This is a genomic window from Dyadobacter sp. CY261 (assembly GCF_021440085.1).
In the GTDB taxonomy this organism is placed as follows: Bacteria; Bacteroidota; Bacteroidia; order Cytophagales; family Spirosomataceae; genus Dyadobacter.
This window is the reverse complement of sequence record NZ_JAKCPW010000009.1, coordinates 181,498-199,634: the sequence shown is the minus strand read 5'-3', so window position 1 is coordinate 199,634 and position 18,137 is coordinate 181,498. Positions and strand designations below refer to the sequence as shown.

14 protein-coding genes are annotated in these 18,137 nt (G+C 50.2%); 3 read left to right on the top strand and 11 right to left on the bottom strand.

Annotation, left to right across the window (positions count from 1 at the left end; all coding sequences use genetic code 11):
- Window positions 1-27: 27 nt before the first annotated feature.
- The 5 genes from LZD49_RS24270 to modA all read right to left on the bottom strand — a co-directional run bounded on the left by LZD49_RS24270 (window position 28) and on the right by modA (window position 7,461).
- A complete protein-coding gene (locus tag LZD49_RS24270) occupies window positions 28-4,077 on the bottom strand; it encodes an FG-GAP-like repeat-containing protein (protein WP_234670273.1) in 4,050 nt (1,349 codons plus the stop codon).
- Between the two features lie 213 nt (window positions 4,078-4,290).
- A complete protein-coding gene (locus LZD49_RS24265) occupies window positions 4,291-4,968 on the bottom strand; it encodes an SGNH/GDSL hydrolase family protein (RefSeq protein ID WP_234670393.1) in 678 nt (225 codons plus the stop codon).
- Window positions 4,969-5,157: 189 nt separating this feature from the next.
- Window positions 5,158-6,054, bottom strand: coding sequence for an ABC transporter ATP-binding protein (locus LZD49_RS24260; RefSeq protein ID WP_234670272.1), 897 nt, complete (start codon window positions 6,052-6,054; stop codon window positions 5,158-5,160).
- Window positions 6,035-6,712: a molybdate ABC transporter permease subunit gene (modB, locus tag LZD49_RS24255; RefSeq protein WP_255721150.1), complete on the bottom strand. Its 678-nt coding sequence runs from the start codon at window positions 6,710-6,712 to the stop codon at window positions 6,035-6,037. Before modB ends, LZD49_RS24260 begins: the two co-directional genes overlap by 20 nt.
- On the bottom strand, window positions 6,709-7,461 hold the full coding sequence (gene modA / locus LZD49_RS24250) for a molybdate ABC transporter substrate-binding protein (RefSeq protein WP_234670271.1): 753 nt from the start codon (window positions 7,459-7,461) through the stop codon (window positions 6,709-6,711). The genes modB and modA overlap by 4 nt, the downstream gene beginning before the upstream one ends.
- Before the next feature lie 163 nt (window positions 7,462-7,624).
- Between modA and LZD49_RS24245 the strand changes: the two genes are divergently transcribed.
- From LZD49_RS24245 to LZD49_RS24235, 3 genes are all read left to right on the top strand, one after another.
- Window positions 7,625-8,782, top strand: a complete 1,158-nt coding sequence (locus LZD49_RS24245; protein ID WP_234670270.1) for a pyridoxal phosphate-dependent aminotransferase — start codon at window positions 7,625-7,627, stop codon at window positions 8,780-8,782.
- 27 nt (window positions 8,783-8,809) lie between these two features.
- Window positions 8,810-9,667: a prephenate dehydrogenase gene (locus LZD49_RS24240; protein WP_234670269.1), complete on the top strand. Its 858-nt coding sequence runs from the start codon at window positions 8,810-8,812 to the stop codon at window positions 9,665-9,667.
- 179 nt (window positions 9,668-9,846) lie between these two features.
- Window positions 9,847-10,614, top strand: a complete 768-nt coding sequence (locus LZD49_RS24235) for a murein L,D-transpeptidase catalytic domain family protein (protein WP_234670268.1) — start codon at window positions 9,847-9,849, stop codon at window positions 10,612-10,614.
- On the opposite strand, the gene LZD49_RS24230 is transcribed toward LZD49_RS24235, so the two are convergent.
- The 6 genes from LZD49_RS24230 to LZD49_RS24205 form a co-directional block, all read right to left on the bottom strand.
- A complete protein-coding gene (locus tag LZD49_RS24230) occupies window positions 10,587-11,783 on the bottom strand; it encodes a L,D-transpeptidase family protein (protein WP_234670267.1) in 1,197 nt (398 codons plus the stop codon). The two genes, LZD49_RS24235 and LZD49_RS24230, sit on opposite strands and share 28 nt — an antisense overlap.
- Before the next feature lie 132 nt (window positions 11,784-11,915).
- Window positions 11,916-14,570, bottom strand: a complete 2,655-nt coding sequence (locus LZD49_RS24225) for a permease prefix domain 2-containing transporter (protein ID WP_234670266.1) — start codon at window positions 14,568-14,570, stop codon at window positions 11,916-11,918.
- Window positions 14,571-14,573: 3 nt separating this feature from the next.
- Complete coding sequence (locus LZD49_RS24220; protein ID WP_234670265.1) at window positions 14,574-14,927, bottom strand: PadR family transcriptional regulator; 354 nt, start codon at window positions 14,925-14,927, stop codon at window positions 14,574-14,576.
- A 195-nt stretch (window positions 14,928-15,122) separates the two neighbouring features.
- On the bottom strand, window positions 15,123-16,061 hold the full coding sequence (locus LZD49_RS24215; protein WP_234670264.1) for a glycerophosphodiester phosphodiesterase family protein: 939 nt from the start codon (window positions 16,059-16,061) through the stop codon (window positions 15,123-15,125).
- Window positions 16,062-16,072: 11 nt separating this feature from the next.
- Window positions 16,073-16,675, bottom strand: coding sequence for a histidine phosphatase family protein (locus LZD49_RS24210; RefSeq protein ID WP_234670263.1), 603 nt, complete (start codon window positions 16,673-16,675; stop codon window positions 16,073-16,075).
- Window positions 16,676-16,677: 2 nt separating this feature from the next.
- The gene (locus LZD49_RS24205; RefSeq protein WP_234670262.1) at window positions 16,678-18,135 is read right to left on the bottom strand and encodes an FGGY-family carbohydrate kinase; all 1,458 of its coding nucleotides are present in this window, start codon (window positions 18,133-18,135) and stop codon (window positions 16,678-16,680) included.
- Between the last annotated feature and the right edge of the window lie 2 nt (window positions 18,136-18,137).

The window sequence follows — 18,137 nt, the reverse complement described above, 5'->3', positions numbered from 1 at the left end:
TGTTACCCGAAGGAGAAAACTTCAATATTACCTCTTGATCACATTTTGGGAAATCTGCGATCCATCAGTGTAAATAATATTCAAGACGTAGTGCCCCGATTGCAACACACTTAAATCAAGTGTTTCTAATGGAGTGAAGGATTGAAAAATAATCTTCCCCTCGTTGGTCGACAATGTCAGACTTCTTATAGGAGCTAGTTTGTCGGACCGGATGTTGAGAATATCGTAGGCTGGATTGGGGTAAACAATTGCTTTGTCGTTCTCTCGCTTATTTCCAATAATCTTTTGCAAATCACGATTTCTTTCGGGAGGTGGTGTAGCGCTATTTCCCATCAAATAAGCCGGCAAATACCGCCATGGCCCGTATGCCTGCCCCGTTAGTGCCAAAGCCGGATTGTATTTTACGCGTGCCCTTATTTTAGTGGAAATGCCTTGTTTGACGATCAGGGCTTTTAATTCAATTCCAATTATACCAAGATCGGAAAATCCTTTCTGGCTACCGGTCATTGCGGTACTTTGAGTGATCACATTGTTTGCTCCCTGCGAAAAGCCCAGCCCGCTAGCCTGAGCTTCCCAAACCAGTTTCCCCTTGTTGCGGCCCAGGAACGATTTGGCAAATAGCCCGGCACCAAAGTCGCTTTTACTTTTCTGGTTTTGGTTCAATAAGGTCACGAGGTCGTTATTATATAGCCGAAGGTTATTGCGCATGCCTGAACCCTTATTTCCATAGTAGACAAATGCCGCGTCAGCGTCGGTTTGAGATGAGCTGAAATTGGGGGAGCCTATGATCATATCGCCGAACCCATCGGCATTCACATCCCCGACACCACTTACTGCCCAGCCGAAAAAGTCGAAAGCGTCGTTCGGGTTTCCGATAATGCGTTGCGGCGCGGGATGGAGACCAGCAGCTGATCCAAAGAAGATGCTTGCGAGTCCGGTCGTGATCCAGGTCTTGTCATCTATAAACCAGGGTTCGCCTATCACGATATCGCTATATCCATCGCCGTTCAGATCGCCGGCACCAGCCACGGATTCGCCCATTGCCGCCGCCATGCCTGTCTCATGCGAGTAGAGATTGGCTACATTCGCCGGGGTAATGCCAGTGAGGGAACCATAGTACAGAAAAGCGGCGCCGTCGCCGTTATCGTAGGCATTAGCTCCCACGATCACGTCTTGGAAGCCGTCAGCATTTACATCGCCAGCCCCCGATACATCCCACCCCAAATGTGCCTGGTCCTGCGTGCCCTTTATATACTCGCTCGTGAGCGAATCGAGCGCATTGTACTGCCCATAACCTACCCAAATTGCTCCTGCATCATAGTCTCCAAGGCTGTATGCTCCTGCGACGATGTCGTCGTGGCCGTCGCCATTGATGTCACCCGCCCCGGCCACAGAATTGCCTAGCCTGGCATCTTCTTTATTCCCTTCAATAATGCGTTTACTGGCGACGTCAGGTCCGGTTGGCGAGCCAGGAAACAGATAAATGGCGCCTTCCTCGGACTGGCCATTGGAATAATTCATCGCGCCGATGATAAGCTCCGAAAATCCGTCACCATTGAGGTCGCCTGCGTGGGCCACTGCACATCCCAGCCACGCGCCGGGTAAATTGCTTTCCAACTTTACAGGTGCCGGTTGGATGCCAGATGCAGAACCCAGGTAAACAAACGCTGCGCCTTCTTCATCTTCGCTATCATCAAAATGCATGGCACCAATGACAATATCTGCGTAACCATCACCATTTACATCGCCCGCAGATGATACCGACGCACCGAACCCGGCATCTGCCTGGTTTGCTTCAAGCATGAGGGCCGCTGTTTTGCTGATGCCATGGGAAGTTCCATGAAATATGAATGCAACTCCCTCATCGGCCTGACCATTGTCGTAATGTGGAGCGCCGACAAGGACATCGTCATAGCCATCGCCATTTACATCCCCGGCGCCGGAAATTGCATAGCCGAATGCGGATTCGGGTTGCGCAGACAGCAGCGTTGCTGCCGAAGCGATGTCGGTTCCCGAGGCGGATCCGCGCCATAGCAAGATAGCACCCTCGTCTGCCTGTCCCTGGTCGTAAAGGTGACATCCGATGATAATATCGCTAAACCCGTCGCCATTCACATCCCCGGCACTTCCCAGCGATTGCCCGAGTAGTGCGTTGGCCTGCTCGCTTTTCAGGATTGAAATTGGTTTTTTATTAATACCAGCCTGAAACCCTGTGAAAAGGGATACCCCACCCTCGTTGATCGGGCCTTTACCCTGAAATCGGCTTGCTACCATCAGATCGGCATAGCCATCCCCATTCACATCCCCGGCGCACCCGACTGAACGGCCAAATTCTTCTTCCATTTGATTTCCTGCAAGTTCTATCGACGGATTTGCATTCACTCCGAGGGCAGAACCAAAATGAATGTTTACCAAACCCTGATCGGCATGCAGCTTATCGTAATGCGGTGCGCCGACGAGGACGTCCGAATAGCCGTCTCCATTCAAATCGCCGGCAGATCCCAGTGAACTGCCCAGATGCGCATTCGCCTGATTGCTTTGGATGATAGTCGGAATATTGACTGGCCCATTGACCGACCCCAGGTACACAAATACACCACCTTCATCCAGTTCTCCCTGCTCATAAAAAGGCGCTCCTACCAGCACATCACCGAATCCATCCCCATTCACATCCCCGGCACCGGCAACGGACGAAGCGATCATCGCATTAGCCTGATTTATTTCCAAGGTGCTTACCTTGTTAGGAATAATGCCGGATTTGGAGCCATAAAAGACAAATGCAGCCCCTTCGTTCACAAGGCCCTGATCGAACTGGTTTGCGCCTGCAATCACATCGCTGAAACCATCCCCGTTTACATCACCGGCCAACGCCAGAGAAATGCCGAATTGCGCTTCAAATTGATTCCCTTCCAAAATGGCAACCGGATTGGATTTAATGCCTTTGGCTGAACCCAGATGGACGAAAACTACGCCTTCGTCATTTTGTCCCTTGTCGAAAAATGGCGCACCGATCGCGATATCACTGAATCCATCCCCATTGATATCACCCGCGCTGGAAACGGAATAGCCCATCGCGGCGTCTGGCTGATTACTTTCCAGTAAATAGGGGGCCGGATTGAGTCCGTTGGCGGAACCGTAATAGAGAAAAGCAACACCTTCGTTGGTTTCTCCATGATCATAATGCGGTGCACCGGCCAGTACATCGCTATAACCATCCCCATTCACATCCCCTGCGGATGATACGGAGAAGCCGAATAATGCATTGGCCTGACCCGATTCAAACAACGCATCGGCATTACCAGGATTGCCGTTGATGACGAGTGGGTCGATGGTGATGGGGTAGGCTGCGTTTTGAACGTCGACGGTAATCTGAATATGCTGATGCTTGCTGGTTAAATGAGCAATAAGCGGCCTTTTTTTGGCATCCCAGCATTGGAGGTCATGGTAAATGAGGCGCGGATGCAGGGTGTCATGTTTTGAAAAAAATAGTATTTCATTTTCACCTCCCCCGACCGTTTTGAGTCCTGAGGCTGTTAGCGTCAGCTGTAATTGGCGTGTGCCGTCGGGAGCCTGGCGAATGATGAAATTTTGCCTTACACCATCCTGATTGTTAATGTACTCTTCGGCGAAGCCCTGATGATGCATCGTGAGCTTGTTGCCCGATATTTCCGCCCGTGCATTAGCGTCAGGTTGATGGATAAGGCGGCCGTCAGCGAATATGCCTTCATTGTCCAACCGGAGCTTGAAGCTATTCCCTGCGGAATCACTGCGATTTTGAAGGATGAAATGTCCGGGTTCATAGTACGCCCGAAGATCATGCCGGCGGTTCGGACTTTGCAACATGCTCTTTTCAGGCCCGTAGGAAATGTGGTATTCACGTGCGGCAATCGTTTCCGAGAGGCCAGGCGGAAAGGAGTTTAAAGAGCTTTGCGGAACTTCTGGTGTGATTTCCCGATCAGTGCCAGCCTCGTTGTGTGGAAAAAGGTTAGGTTGAAAACAGGTGAATAATCCGTAAATGAAAAGGATTAGAATGGGAGTCGCGACGGACAGAGGCAGTAATCTACTGGTTTGCTTCATGGATCAACAGGTGTTTAAAGTGAAGTGTAGGCAGGTCGGAGATGACCCGCGGCTAATTTTACACTTAGCATAAACTCCTTAGCAATCCGATGATCAAACGAATACTGCGATTATCAAAAGGTAGTTCTCTTTATCAAAAAAGCCCCGGAAACTACTTCCCGGGGCTTACCTGTATTAGTTGGGTTAATGGATGCCATTCGGCACCATCAAAAATTATTTCTGCACTAATGCTTCAAGCATTTTCTCCGCCAGGAACTGGTTACCCGCATCGGTTAAATGCACGCGGTCGGAGGTCAGGATGCCTTTTTCCTTGTTTTCAGGATTGTTTTTGGCCAAATAATCCTGGAAATGCTGACGTAAGTCGAGCAATTGCAGGCTGTTGCGCGTCGCAATCTCGCGGATCAGTTTGGAGTACTGGTTTAGATCGCCGTCCTGCTGATTGGAATTGTCGTTGCGCTCGCCGATGACGGTTGGCGTACAAACGATCACACGGATGTTCTGTGCTTTTAGCTTTTTGATCAATGCCTCATAGAACTTCACATATTTGTCGGGATCGGTGCCAGTGCCCGACGATGCTTTGTGCCAAACATCGTTGATACCCACATAAATGAATACGACGTCCGGCTTTTTGGCCAGCACATCGTCTTCCAGCCGCAAATAGAGATCATAAACTTTATTGCCGCCAATGCCCGCTCCGATAAGTTCGTACTGGCTGTCCTGGCTGTTGGATTTCAGCATTTCACCCACCTTGGTGATATAACCAGTCGGACTTACTCCCGCCTGGGTAATGGAGTCGCCGAAGAAAACGACGCGAATGGGTTTGTCCTGGCGCATGGCTAGTAGAGGCAGCGCTATGAATGCAATTTGTAAGAGTTTGAAAAATACCCGCATGTTGAGTGTTGAATATGATTTTTGGAAAAAGACAGGTGGATGGTGGAAATACCCTTTTTGACCGCCGCCGGCCGACCGCCGACCGCCGATAGTTTGCGGGCCTGCGGCCCTGACCATGGACAATAGACCATGGACCATGGACAATGGACAATGGTTTTTGATATACTTTCATGGTCTATGGTCTATCGTCTATGGTCTATTGTCGGCGGTCCAAACATCGAGACTCGCAGCATCATATCGCAGTGTAAACGTCACTCCTGGCTGCATTTGTGTTTCAAAATGCGCTGGAACGTTGAGCTGCCGGATTTTGCCGTCGATCCACGCGTGTACCGTTAGCGTTTCGCCTTGCCTTTTGCAGGTCAGTACTTCGCCGTAGATGAGCAAACCTTCCTGCCTTGTTTCATTGAGATAAACTTCCGAAGGCATGCCGAAACGGGTCATTTTGCCTGTTTCCATGATCGCCACGCGGTCGGCGAGGCGGAAGATTTCGCCCATATCGTGCGTGACGAGGATAACGGTAAAGTTGTGATCGCGGTGTAGTTTGAGCAGTAAATCCTGCAACTGGTAACGCATTTCGGGATCGAGCGCCGCGAAGGGCTCGTCCATTAGAAGCAATTCCGGCCTGCGCACGAGTGCCCGTGCGAGTGCCACGCGCTGTTGCTGCCCGCCCGAGAGCTGGGCCGGTTTCCGGTCGGCGAGTTGGGTCAGGCCGGTCGCTTCCAGCAATGCATCCACGATCTGGGTCGACTGATTTTCAGAAAGTGCAAAGAGCAAGTTTTTCCGCACCGTCATGTGCGGGAATAAGGCATAATCCTGAAAAACAAACCCGATATGCCGTATTTGCGGAGGAGTATACACGCGGGACGCGGTATCCAGCCAAATGTCCCCTTCAAAAGCAATGCGGCCGTTCTCAGGATGGATCAGCCCTGCGATAAGTCGGAGTAATGTAGTCTTCCCGGCACCCGAGGGGCCGGTCAACGCCATGATACTGCCTCGTGCAAGCGAGAAATCGACTTCCATAGGCAGGATGCCGTGCGCGGTGTGCAAGGTATGCCGGATATGGACGTCAAGCAGGTTGTTGGACACGGAGCAGGCGATTGTTGATAGAATAAACCAGCAGTAAAATAATGAAAGTGATCGCAAAAAGCACCATCGCGTATTCGTTGGCTGCGGGGTAATTCAATGCCTCCACCTCATTATAAATGGCCACGGACGCTACTTTGGTGACGCCCGGAATGTTCCCGCCGATCATCAGCACCACGCCAAACTCCCCGACGGTATGTGCGAATGTGAGCACGAACGCTGTGAGTATGGCGGGTTTGCAATTGGGCAAGAGCACTTGCACAAATGTCTGCCATTCGCTTTTGCCAAGCGTGTAAGAGGCTTCCCGCAACGAGACCGGCAGCGATTGAAGGCCTGCGCGGATGGGGTAAACCATGAAAGGTAAGCTGTATAAAATCGAAGCAATAACTAATCCCTGAAACGAAAATACCAGCCTCAAACCCAACCATCCCTCAATCCAAGCCCCAAACCAATGCGACGGGCTGAATGCCAACAGCAAATAAAAGCCTATTACAGAAGGCGGTAACACCAGCGGCATCCCGATCAGCGCCTCTACCACGCCACGCCCTTTAAACTTCCCGAATACCAGCCAGTACGCGATTGGCAAAGCAATCACAAGGAGCAGCACCGAAGTGATACTGGCCAGTTTTAGCGTCAGGAGGATTGGCTGGGTGTCAATCATTTATATCCATATTTCTTGAAAATCGCTTTCGCTTTCGGCGAATACAGGAATTTATAAAACGCCTCGCTGGATTCTTTTTTCGGGGAGGCTTTACTGTGTTTTAGTAAAATTGCAGCTTGCTGAATGGGTTTGTATAGTGTTGAATCTACGATGGTGTAATGTCCTTTGCCCTTCATTTCAGGTGACAATACAATAGATAATGCATTGAAACCAGCCTCCGCCGAGCCGGTGGTGATGTATTGGGCGGTTTGGGCGATGCTTTCGCCGTAGACGAGCTTCCTTTCCGTTTGCCCGTAGAGTTTCAATGTTTGTAATGCCTGGACCGCCGCTTCGCCGTACGGTGCTATTTTAGGATTAGGGATGGCTATCTTTTTGACTTTGTCGGTCGTGAGGACTTCGGGTTTGAGATCGGTTTCGGGGATGTCTTTGGCCCAGAGTACCAATGTGCCGGTGGCGTAAACTTCGGGTTTGAGATCAGAACCGCCGTTTTTGAATATCTCGTTGGGGTATTTGGTGTCAGCGGAAACAAATACGTCGAACGGAGCGCCTTCGCGGATCTGGGTTGTGAGCTTGCCCGACGAGGCTACTACGATCTCGATCTTTTTACCAGACTCCTTTTCAAATTCCTGCTGGATTTCTTTCATCACATATTGCACATTGGCGGCGGTAGCGACGATGATTTTTTCCGTCGGTTTGGAACAGCCGGCAAGGAGTGTAGCGAAAAGGGCGAGAATACGTAGTTTGTTCATGCCGCAATTTAAAATATTGTTTTGCAATAATAACCGGTTGCAGCCTTCGCAGCGCGCCCCGTCGGGATTTTGTCGTAAATTGCGCCCCGTTTCGCCGGGCTGTTCCGGACGGACGTTTTAACCGCTGATAGCCAAGGGCTAAAAGCACAATATAATCATCATAATGATCATTGAAACTGCACAGCGCACCAGGCAGACATCGGAATACTATTTTTCCGTGAAGCTGGCCGAAGTGCGCAAACTGATTGCCGAAGGGCATGATGTCATCAATCTTGGGATCGGAAACCCGGATATGATGCCCTCAGTAGAAACACTGGAAGCATTGACAACCGCTGCCTATCAGCCGCAGGCACACGGTTATCAGCCTTATACAGGCACTCCCGCTTTCAGAAAATCAGTTGCAGGCTTTTATTATCGTACCTATGGCGTCACACTCGATCCGAATACCGAAATATTGCCGCTCATGGGTTCCAAAGAGGGCATTACCCATATATCGCTGACGTTCCTCGATCCGGGCGACGAGGTGCTGGTGCCCGAGCTGGGTTACCCGGCCTATCGCGCAGTGAGCCAGATGGTGGGCGCGGTAGTGAAAGAATATCCACTGCGCGAGGACCACGGCTGGCAACCAGACTGGAATGCCATGGAAAACCTTGTAACGCCGAAAACGAAGATCATGTGGCTCAATTATCCCCATATGCCTACGGGCGCTCCTGCTACACAGGAGTTGTTCGAAGAGGCGGTCGCGTTCGCGAAAAAGCACCGGATATTGCTTTGTCACGACAATCCATATAGCCTGGTTTTAAACAAAAAAGCGCCGATTAGCCTGCTTTCTGTGGAAGGGGCCAAGGAAGTGGCGATTGAGCTGAACTCGATGAGCAAGTCGCATAATATGGCTGGCTGGCGGTTGGGATGGCTTTCGGGCGCGAAGGAGTACGTCAGCGCGGTGCTTACGATCAAAAGTAATGTCGATTCGGGCATGTTCTGGGCAATGCAGGAGGCTGCGGTAGCGGCTTTGAGCAATTCACCGGAATGGCATGCGGAGCGCAATGCAGTGTATCAGGGCCGTTTGGATGCGTCGGAGGCATTGTTGAAGGCTTTGGGATGTACCTGGGATAATAAGCAGGAAGGCATGTTCCTCTGGGGCAAGCTGCCCGATTCCACGGAGTCGGCGGAAGCGCTGGTAAATAATCTGCTGGTTGAAAAGCATGTATTCATAGCTCCCGGCTTCATTTTTGGTCCCAAAGGCCAGCGTTATATCCGTTTGTCGTTATGTATGCCCAAAGAAAGGATTTGGGAAGCTGTGGCGCGGATCAAGGGGTAATAGTGGTTGATATTTAAATTTAAAATAATGATAATCAGTATCATAGGGGTCGGCCTGCTGGGCGGGTCGTTTGCCCTGGGACTGCGCGAGAAATACCCGCACGTGAAATTCGTGGGGGTGGACAACTCGGCGGTCAATCAGAAAATAGCTTTGGCAAAAGGGATCGTGGACGAGATCCTGACGCTCGACGAGGCATTGCAAGTGTCGGAGCTGAATGTGCTTGCCACACCCGTGGACGCCATTATCAAGTTGCTGCCCTATATGCTCGATCACTTGCCAGACGGTCGGACGATCATGGATTTGGGTTCGACGAAAGAGTTGATCTGCAAGTTGGTAGATCAACACCCGAATCGCGGCCAGTTCGTGGCCGCACATCCGATGGCTGGTACCGAGAACTCGGGCCCGGGGGCTGCATTCAGGGAGCTTTTGATAGATAAGAACGTGATCATCTGCGACAAGGAAAAAAGCAATCCTGATTCTTCGGGACTCGTTGAAACCTTCCTGCGTGATGCGGGTATGAAAATCCATTACATGAACCCCGTCGAGCACGACCTGCATTTGGCATACGTTTCACATTTGAGCCATATCAGCTCTTTTGCATTGGGTATGACGGTACTGGACAAAGAACGCGACGAGCGCGCGATCTTCGATATGGCGAGCACCGGTTTTTCTTCCACAGTTCGTTTGGCGAAGAGTTCCCCGCAGATGTGGGCGCCTATTTTTGACCAAAACAAGAAGAACGTTTCCAAAGCGCTGGGCGATTACATCGAGTTGCTTAAAAAGTTTAAAGAAGCGATCGACGGCCGGGATATGGATGCGAGCCTCAGTTATATGGCGCGGGCCAATGATATAGGGCGGGTTTTAGCGGGGATTGAAAAGAAATAGTCAGGTGTAGTCAGTTGTTGGCAGTAAATTTTGCTTATAATTAACTGATTATTAGTCTCTTGTAAATGGTTCTGAAATTTTTCGGAACCATTTACATTTTCAGGGCTGTTAACTTGGAGTCTTTCAGACAACCTCTTCTTAATTGGATTTGAACAGATTACTCAACAAAACAATTAAAAATGACAAAGGTGCAAGTGGTTTTGGCGGCGGTAATGATGGCATTAGGCATTTCCCTGGTTGGTCAAAAGATCCATTCATTCTCAGATTCTTCAAGTTCCTCCCGATTTGCAATCATAAAGAAAGATTCGGTTGTCACAATGCCCGAATGGATTTCGCTATATGATTCGCTTGGCTTGAAAAAGCAGGGTTTGTCTGAACGGGCATTCTACTGTGCATGGTTTGGTTTTCACAAAGTAAAACTATCGAACCCGATCATGGCGATTGCCGATTTCACGCAATCATCGCGCAACAAGAGGCTGTATGTGATTGATTTCCTCAAAAAGAAAGTCCTTTTTAATACTTATGTCGCGCATGGACGCAATTCCGGGAATGAGTTTGCCGAGCGTTTTTCCAATGCCAATTCCTCGTATCAGTCCAGTTTAGGTTTTTACAAAACATTGGGGACATACCAGGGCAAACACGGTCTTTCGCTCAAACTGGAAGGACTTGAAAAAGGGATTAACGACCGTGCATTGGAACGTGCCATCGTCATGCATGGTGCCGATTACGTGAGTGAAGCATTCATCAAGAACACCGGCAGGCTTGGTCGCAGCCTCGGTTGCCCGGCCGTTTCAATCGCCGATTCCAAAAAACTGATCAATTTGTTATACAATGGGGCCGGACTTTTTATCTATTCCGGCGATCAGCATTATATTAAAGCATCGTCACTATTAACCGGAATTGATGTATTATCCGACGTTCAGACGTTGGGCGTCTCCCGTTTGTAAACATCCGGGAAGTACATCAGATCGCCTTTCGGCGTACAATCTGCTGGAAGATAGAGCAGAAAAACCGGTACCCTCACTTTGAGTTTGTGCCATTTCGGCGGATGGGATACGGTATCCGGCTCGGTCATGAAATCGCTGTCGAGTAGTTTGGTTCCCGCCATATAATTAGCCAGGTCCGTCGGCCTTTGCACACGTACACATCCGTGGCTGCGCCAGCGCTGGTTACTGGTAAACAAATACCGGGCATTCGTGTCGTGCAGGTAAATGGCCAGTGGATTCTTAATCTCCACCTTTAATAAACCCAACGAATTATCTTCGCCGGTTTCCTGACGGAAGCGGTAGGGAAACTTTTCGGCTGTGAGCTCACCCCATTCCAGTTCGGAAGGGTCGATCGCCTGACCATCTTTCCCGATTACCTGAATTCGGTTTTTAGCGAGATATTCCTGGTTTGCGGCTGCTTTGGGAAAGATTTCTTTGATCGCGATGCTTTTTGGGACATTCCAGTAAGGATGCGTCACAATGCTCGTCGCATAGGTGTCAATCGTTGGCGTAGGCGTGTCACGCTTTCCTACCACGGTGCGCATGGTAAGCACATTTTGGCCCGCCGAATCCATGGCGGTAAGGTAAGCGCCGCGAATATTGACTACTACAAAGCGTGGAGCCCCCTGAACCTGCCGATGAATCCAGCGATAGGCATTCAGGGTCTGGGCTACGTAAGCGGCGCTATCCTTCTTTTGCTCTTTTAAAAGCCGGTCATAATGGATTTTCAGATTGTGGTAAACCGGGAAGACCGGTTCCAGTTTTTCCAACACCTTATCCACCGGTTGCCCTTTTACCAAATCTTCTGCCGCATCGCGGATCAGGCTGGTGTCGACTTTTATTTGCTTTTGGGTAAAACGGATGTTGGGTTTATGTCCGAACGCAAGTTCCTCCAACAGGGCAAAGACGGGCGCTTTTCCGTCCTTCGCTTCAAATTTTTTGATATCGACCCCTGCATCGCCAGCGCTGGTGAGGAGTTCCTCGTAGGTTTTCTTATTGCTAATGGCCTCGGCCAGTTGCTCATTGGTCATTTCCTTCGGATTTTTCCGGCAGGATTGCATGATGGCAAGTGTAAATAGAACGAGGAGGGGAATATACCGGGCCTTGCCCAGACCTGACAACATTTGCATTATGAACGGTGGTTTTAGTGCTGACAGGATTTATACAATTGTCATGCTAACCGAAAATGGCCATGTTCTGCAAGTATGGTTCAAAAAGATGGGGAATTAAAGTGCCATCGCTGTACTTTAATTCCCTAACTGCTACTCGTTCCTAAGGCTGCGTACCGGATCGGCCGTGGCGGCGCGGATCGCCTGAAAACTAACCGTAGCGATGGTCACTAGCAATACCGCCGCGCCGGTTACTGCAAACACCCACCAGTTGATAGGCGTCCGGTAAGGATAAGTTTCAAGCCATTTTTGCAGGGCATACCACGCCAGCGGCGATGCCACAACGATGGAGATTAGCACCAGTTTGACGAAATCTTTTGAAATTAAACCCACGATACCCGCCACCGAAGCACCCAGAACTTTACGGATGCCAACTTCCTTCGCACGCTGCTCCGCCGCCTGCACCACCAATCCGAAAATACCTAAGGCCGAAAGGAACATTGTAAGCCCGCTGAAAAAAAGGAAGAGTTGGTGGAGTTTTGATTCGGCTTCGTATTGTTTTAACAACTGATCTTCTACATTGTTGATTACAAGCAGTTTGTCCGGGAAAAACTGCTTCCAGAGATTGCGGATGCCTGCCGCTACCTGTGGTTCGGTGTTTTGTTGGACACGAATGAGCATGCCACCGTAATTAGACGACTTTTGGGCAAGAAGTATCGTAGGTTTAATGGCTTCGTACAGTGATTCGTTATGGAAGTCACCGACAACGCCTACCGGTACCGAATGCGCGTTTTTAACCGGGATGTCTAATTGTTTGATCCCCAGTATTTTAGCTGCCGAGGCCGTCATCAATGAATTCTGGTTCATCTGTGCATTTTCGAATTTTTCAAAACCCTCTTTTTGCAAAGAATCTGCATTGATTGCATCCGCAAAGCGGTTACTGAACATGCGGCCTTTTACCAGCTTCAATCCCATCGTTTCGGGTAGGTCCACATCTCCTGCAATGTACCAGACGCGAATCCGCCGGTTGGCGTGTGCTGGATCTTCAACCTCACGTTGCATGTAGCCGCCTCCTTCGGTAGGCAACCATTGCGCCAGGCTACTATGAACGACGCCCGGTAGACGTTGTATTTCATTTTTAAATGCCTCCGCTTTACCATTCCAGGAAATTTGTCCAATGCTGATCAGGTTATTTTTGTCATAGCCAAGTTCCTTATGTTCCATCAAATCGAGTTGCTGCCATACCACAATGGTTGCAAGCAGTACTATGATAGAAATGGAAAACTGGGCAACGACCAATGTCTTGCGAAGGCCGCTTTGACCCCATGTTGCGCTCAGAATGCCGCGTAGTGTATTGGCCGGTTTGAAACCGGAAATGATCCAGGCAGGATAAAGGCCTGTCAGCAATGCGGTCAGAGAAAACATGAAAATAGCTGCGGCGGCCATGAGGAAATTGGAAGTAAAGGTCAATACCAGCTTATGGCCAAGAAAGCTTTCGACGGATTGCAGTGTGAAGTAATAGGCAAATGCCGCAATTCCCACAGAGATACCAAAAAGCAGCAAGGTTTCAGTTAGCAGCTGCATAACCAGTTGCGACCGGGATCCGCTCAGGATTTTTCGTACTCCTGCCTCTTTCACACGCGTAAATGCCTTAGCAGTGCTCAGGTTCACAAAGTTGACGCAAGCAATAAATAACAGTAGCAGCGCCACACCTGCAAAAATGTAAATAGTGCCTGCATTGGCCTGGACCTTTTGCGCCTGGGCAAAGTCGGAATGCAGGTAAATGTCTTTTAAGGGCTGGAATTCGAACTGACGTTCACCGGCTTTTGTAAACCGCGCATACCATGCGTTGACTTTCTGCGTGAATGCACCGATGTCAGTGCCGGGTTTTAGCATAAGATAATTGATCCCGAACATGATCATCCCGTCATTGATCAATGGTTCGATCTTCGTGCGTTTCAGGCGGACCACGTCAGTGCGAAGGTGGCTGTTGTAAGGCAGGTCTTCGATCAGCCCGGTAATCTCGTAAGGTGCAGTCTCCGAGCTGAAAGTCGGGATTTCGTGAATGATACGGCCGATCGGATTTTGTCCCGGAAACATTTTGGCCGCATACGAGCGCGTTACAAGCAGGCTCCACCGGTTTTGGGTAGAACGCTCTAAACTACCGGCCAAAAGTTTGAAATCCAGCATTTGACTAACCATCGTATCGGCAGTCAGCATACTGGTTTCTATGCCGTAACTGTCCCTTGGATCTGTTTTGAAATGCATTTCCTGGTTATCGATGGACGACCATGACTCGACCTCTGCATACATTTTCTGCAATTCGGGAGCCAAATTGGAAGGCGACGAGTTATGGCGCTCCGTCAAGTCACCCCCCATCTTATTCACACTTACAATCCGATAAATATCATCTTTCCGGCTCCATTGCCTGTCATAAGAAAGACTGTCGATCACCACGGTAGCTACCATCATACAAGCCCATAGGCCGATGGAAAGCCCGGTGACGTGGATCAGCGAATAATTGCTGTTTTTGAGCAATACCCGCGAGCCGATTTTGAAATAATTCCGGAGCATTTCGGGGTTGAATGCGGAAGGCGAGCGGTAGGGTGATGGCTTGCGCTTCATGATCGATGGGCGCAGTAGTGCGCTTACTTCGCGGATGAAAAACCAGTTGGCCTTGCGTGCACCGGTGCGTCGATGGCGGAGGGCGTAACGCTCGTGAAGGTCGCCAAGGAGCTCTTCGCGGAGGTGCGGGGCGCAAATTCGGGTAGCCAGCTTATCGAGCCAGCGGGGAGGGAATGGTTGCATCGGTCAGCTGTTTGAAAAATCGAGTCCCATATTTGACAATTCCGCGGGGCTAATGCGGTTCCAGAGGCTGTTTCGTACAGAACGCGCTTCGTGCAGGATTTTGCCGCCATAAGCGGTAACGGTAAATAGCCGCTTGCGCCTGCCCCCACGCTCCTGCGTGGCCTCTCCCAGGTGCGAGCTCAGGTAACCCTTCTGTTCCAGCCGTTGCAATGCCGCGTGCACCGCACCGGTGCTGACTACCTGCCCGGTTTCGTTTTCAAGCTCTTCGGCAACACTCACCGAATAGGCTCCCGGTGCCAGTGCGGCCACCGCCAGCAATACGATTTCTTCAAATTCACCCAGATCGCTTCGTCTCATACAATATGTTCGGAGTTATTACATCTATTTCTGTATGTAAAATATCTTGCCAAGATTTCAAAATCGTATTTGCATTCAATTTAGGCATATTTTACAAAAGAGCTCTGTTCAAAAGCGGACACGGTTTGTCCGGGCCGCCAGGTGGTTGTACAGGGCTTTTTACGATAACATGTATTGTTGGAAACGTCTCTTGGGCTACTTTTTGCCAAAAAACTGCTGCTTCGGACTGCTTTTCTGTGCATACGCTCTTACGGCTTCGGCTGCTTCAATAGGCAGATCCGATTCAAGGATTGAAGCACCGTCTTTGGCGATGGCCAGGTAGGCCGCTTTGCGTTCTTCGGCTGTTTTGAGCTTGTCGTAGGAAGATGCCGCCGAAATCATACACATCGTGCCTTTTTTGTTCAGTAATGCATATAACTCCTTATTCTCAGGCTTCACATGCGGACCGATGTAGGCGATCATCTGGTTAAAAGGGACACCTGCTTTCTCGTAATCCTCATACTCCTTTTTGTTGCGGACGAATGCCGAGAAGGTGTGGTTTTTGTTTTGGGACAAATAATATTGCATTTCTGAGGCGCTGTGGACGGTGAGCATCACAAATGCATCTGCTTTATGCTTTTTGATCAATGCGGCGGTCATCGCGAGCGGCACATCTTTATGATCGAGGTTGAGGATGGTTTTCCCGCGCGCCCATTCGATGACTTCGGATAATGTCGGGATCGGGAAATCGGTGATATTGCCTTCGGCGTCTTTCAATCTGAATTTTTTCAACTCTTCATAGGTGTAATCCGATAGCTTGCCGGTGCCTGTAGTCGTACGGTCGAGTGTAGCGTCGTGCATGAGTACCATTACGCTGTCTTTGGTTAGCCGTGGGTCGATTTCGAAGAATGCCGGGGTGTGTTTTAATGTATTTTCAAAAGTAGCAATGGAATTTTCCGGAAAACCTTTCACCATTCCGCCGCGGTGGCCGGTGATCAGCATGACGTCGTTGCCGGTGTATTGAAAATAAGCATGCAGATCTTTCGCTGTCTTGATTTTCAGGACATTGAGCTTGTCTTGTGCGAAGCTTGTAATTTGTCCGCCGAATGCGAGCAACGCGGTTATCAGCAATGGATTTGAGAAGTTCTTTTTCATGAATGTTAGAATTAGGAACGGCAGTTGAGTTTTAAGAGACTGAATTCACCCTGCGGATCCAGGCTGAACAAAGTTACCGAAGAGTTTTCCTGGACAATCTGCCTGTAATTTTTAAGCGGCATACCCAGTTTCCAGGCCATATAGAAACGGTTCACCGCATTGTGCGCAACTACGAGCACGGTGCCGTCAGGATGTTTTTGTAGAATTTCATTGAAAAAATCATCGACGCGCGTCACGATCTCGATGGCCGTTTCGCCTGTTCCGCCTGCTCTTGCATAGTCGGGTTCCTGTGCCCAGGCTTCCCACAGGGCCGGGTTTTCGGCGATGAACTGCTCCCTTGTTTTACCTTCCCATTCACCAAATGAGGCTTCGATCAATCGCTGGTCGACCGTGATCTGCGGGTAATTGCCGGATGCGATAGTGGCAGTCTGATGCGCCCGTTGCAAGGGTGAAGTGTAAACGGCGTCGAACTGGACATCTTTCAGTAAAGTTGCTGCCAGGTGAGCCTGTTGGAGGCCTTTTTGGGTCAATCCAATATCGGTGACGCCGCAGTAACGGTTGCCGTCGGCATTCCAGAAAGTTTCCCCGTGGCGGAGCAGATAAACTTGAAGCATGGTCAATGGGTTACGAGCACACGCCCGGCGATAAAACCTTTTTCGGTTAAAGTTTGAATAAAAATCTGGTATTGTTGCTCATAAGCTTTTACAAGCGCTGGTTCCGGCTGGATTGTCTTTTCAATGCGGGTCATCGCTCCGACTGCTTTGGTAAGCGTCCCGAAGTGTAAACCCGCCGCAGCGACAATGGCCGCACCTGCCGCGCCCGTTACATGAGCACATTTGTGGATGGGCCGGTTGAGGACATTAGCGCGGATCGTCAGCCACACATCGCTGTTACTGCCGCCGCCAGCCGTATAAATTGACCTTACATCTTCGCCCGAAAGACTTTCGATCATTTCATAGGCATACCGCTCAATGAATGCGACCCCTTCCATATTAGCAGTAAAAAGAGCTTCGCGAGTGGTGCGCTCGGGTGTAAAACCGCGTGCTTGCGGCGCAATGAAGGGAAAACGTTCTCCTTGCTGCAACAGGGGGTAGGCGATCAGTCCGGTAGGGATCAGTTTGGTTGCTGCTATGGTCAATGCGGGAAGGTCGTGGGTGAAGTCTGCGGAAACCCAGTCCGCACCGATATTGCCCGCGCCGCCCGGCATCCAGTAGCCTTCGGGATGGCGGTGGTTGTATAGCCTGCCCTCAGGATCGCGTACTTCCCGGGTTGTCACACCCTTGATGACGAGTGTGGTCCCAATGGTAGTATTCCAATCACCGGGCTGTACCGCACCGGAAGCGACCTGTGATGCACAACCGTCTGTCATTCCAGCGATTACCTGTATTTGGTTTAGTCCCAACCTCTCACTTAACGCAGGAAGCAACGTGCCGATCGGCGTACCCGAGGGAACCACTTTTTGCAGCCATTCTTTTCGGACCGGCAGATGTTTCGCCAGGTAGGAAGGCCATTCACTGGTTCCCACGTCAAAGCCGGATTTCAATGCATTGGTATAATCGGTAACCGAGTAATCGCCGCAAAGTTTTCCAATGATAAAATCCGTAGCATGAATCCAGGTTTTGATCCTGGCTGCTTTTTCGGGGATGTGGTTGACAAACCAAACCATTTTGGACAAGCCGCTCGATGCATTGAAACCGGTGTAGCCATTGGGGCGATAGCGTTCCGCTGTTTCCCGGCATAGCTTTCCCTCCGCAGCCGGGCGGGTATCGCTGTACATCAGCGCATTGTGCAGCGGCTCATTGTTTTCGTCGAGTGGAATAACCGTGCCAGATGTGGAGGTGACTGAAACCGCTTTGACACAATTCAAATCAATATTCCCTTTAACCGAAACCAGCAGGTTTTGCAGGCATTCCAATGCAGATTTCCACCACATCGCAGGCGATTGCTCCTCGCGGGAACCGGTGGTAAGCGGGAACACCCTTTCGCTGCTGCCCATTGGGCTGCCGGAATCATCGAGCAATACCACGCGCACCCCCTGGGTCCCGACGTCTATTCCTACAAAATATGAATGCATGG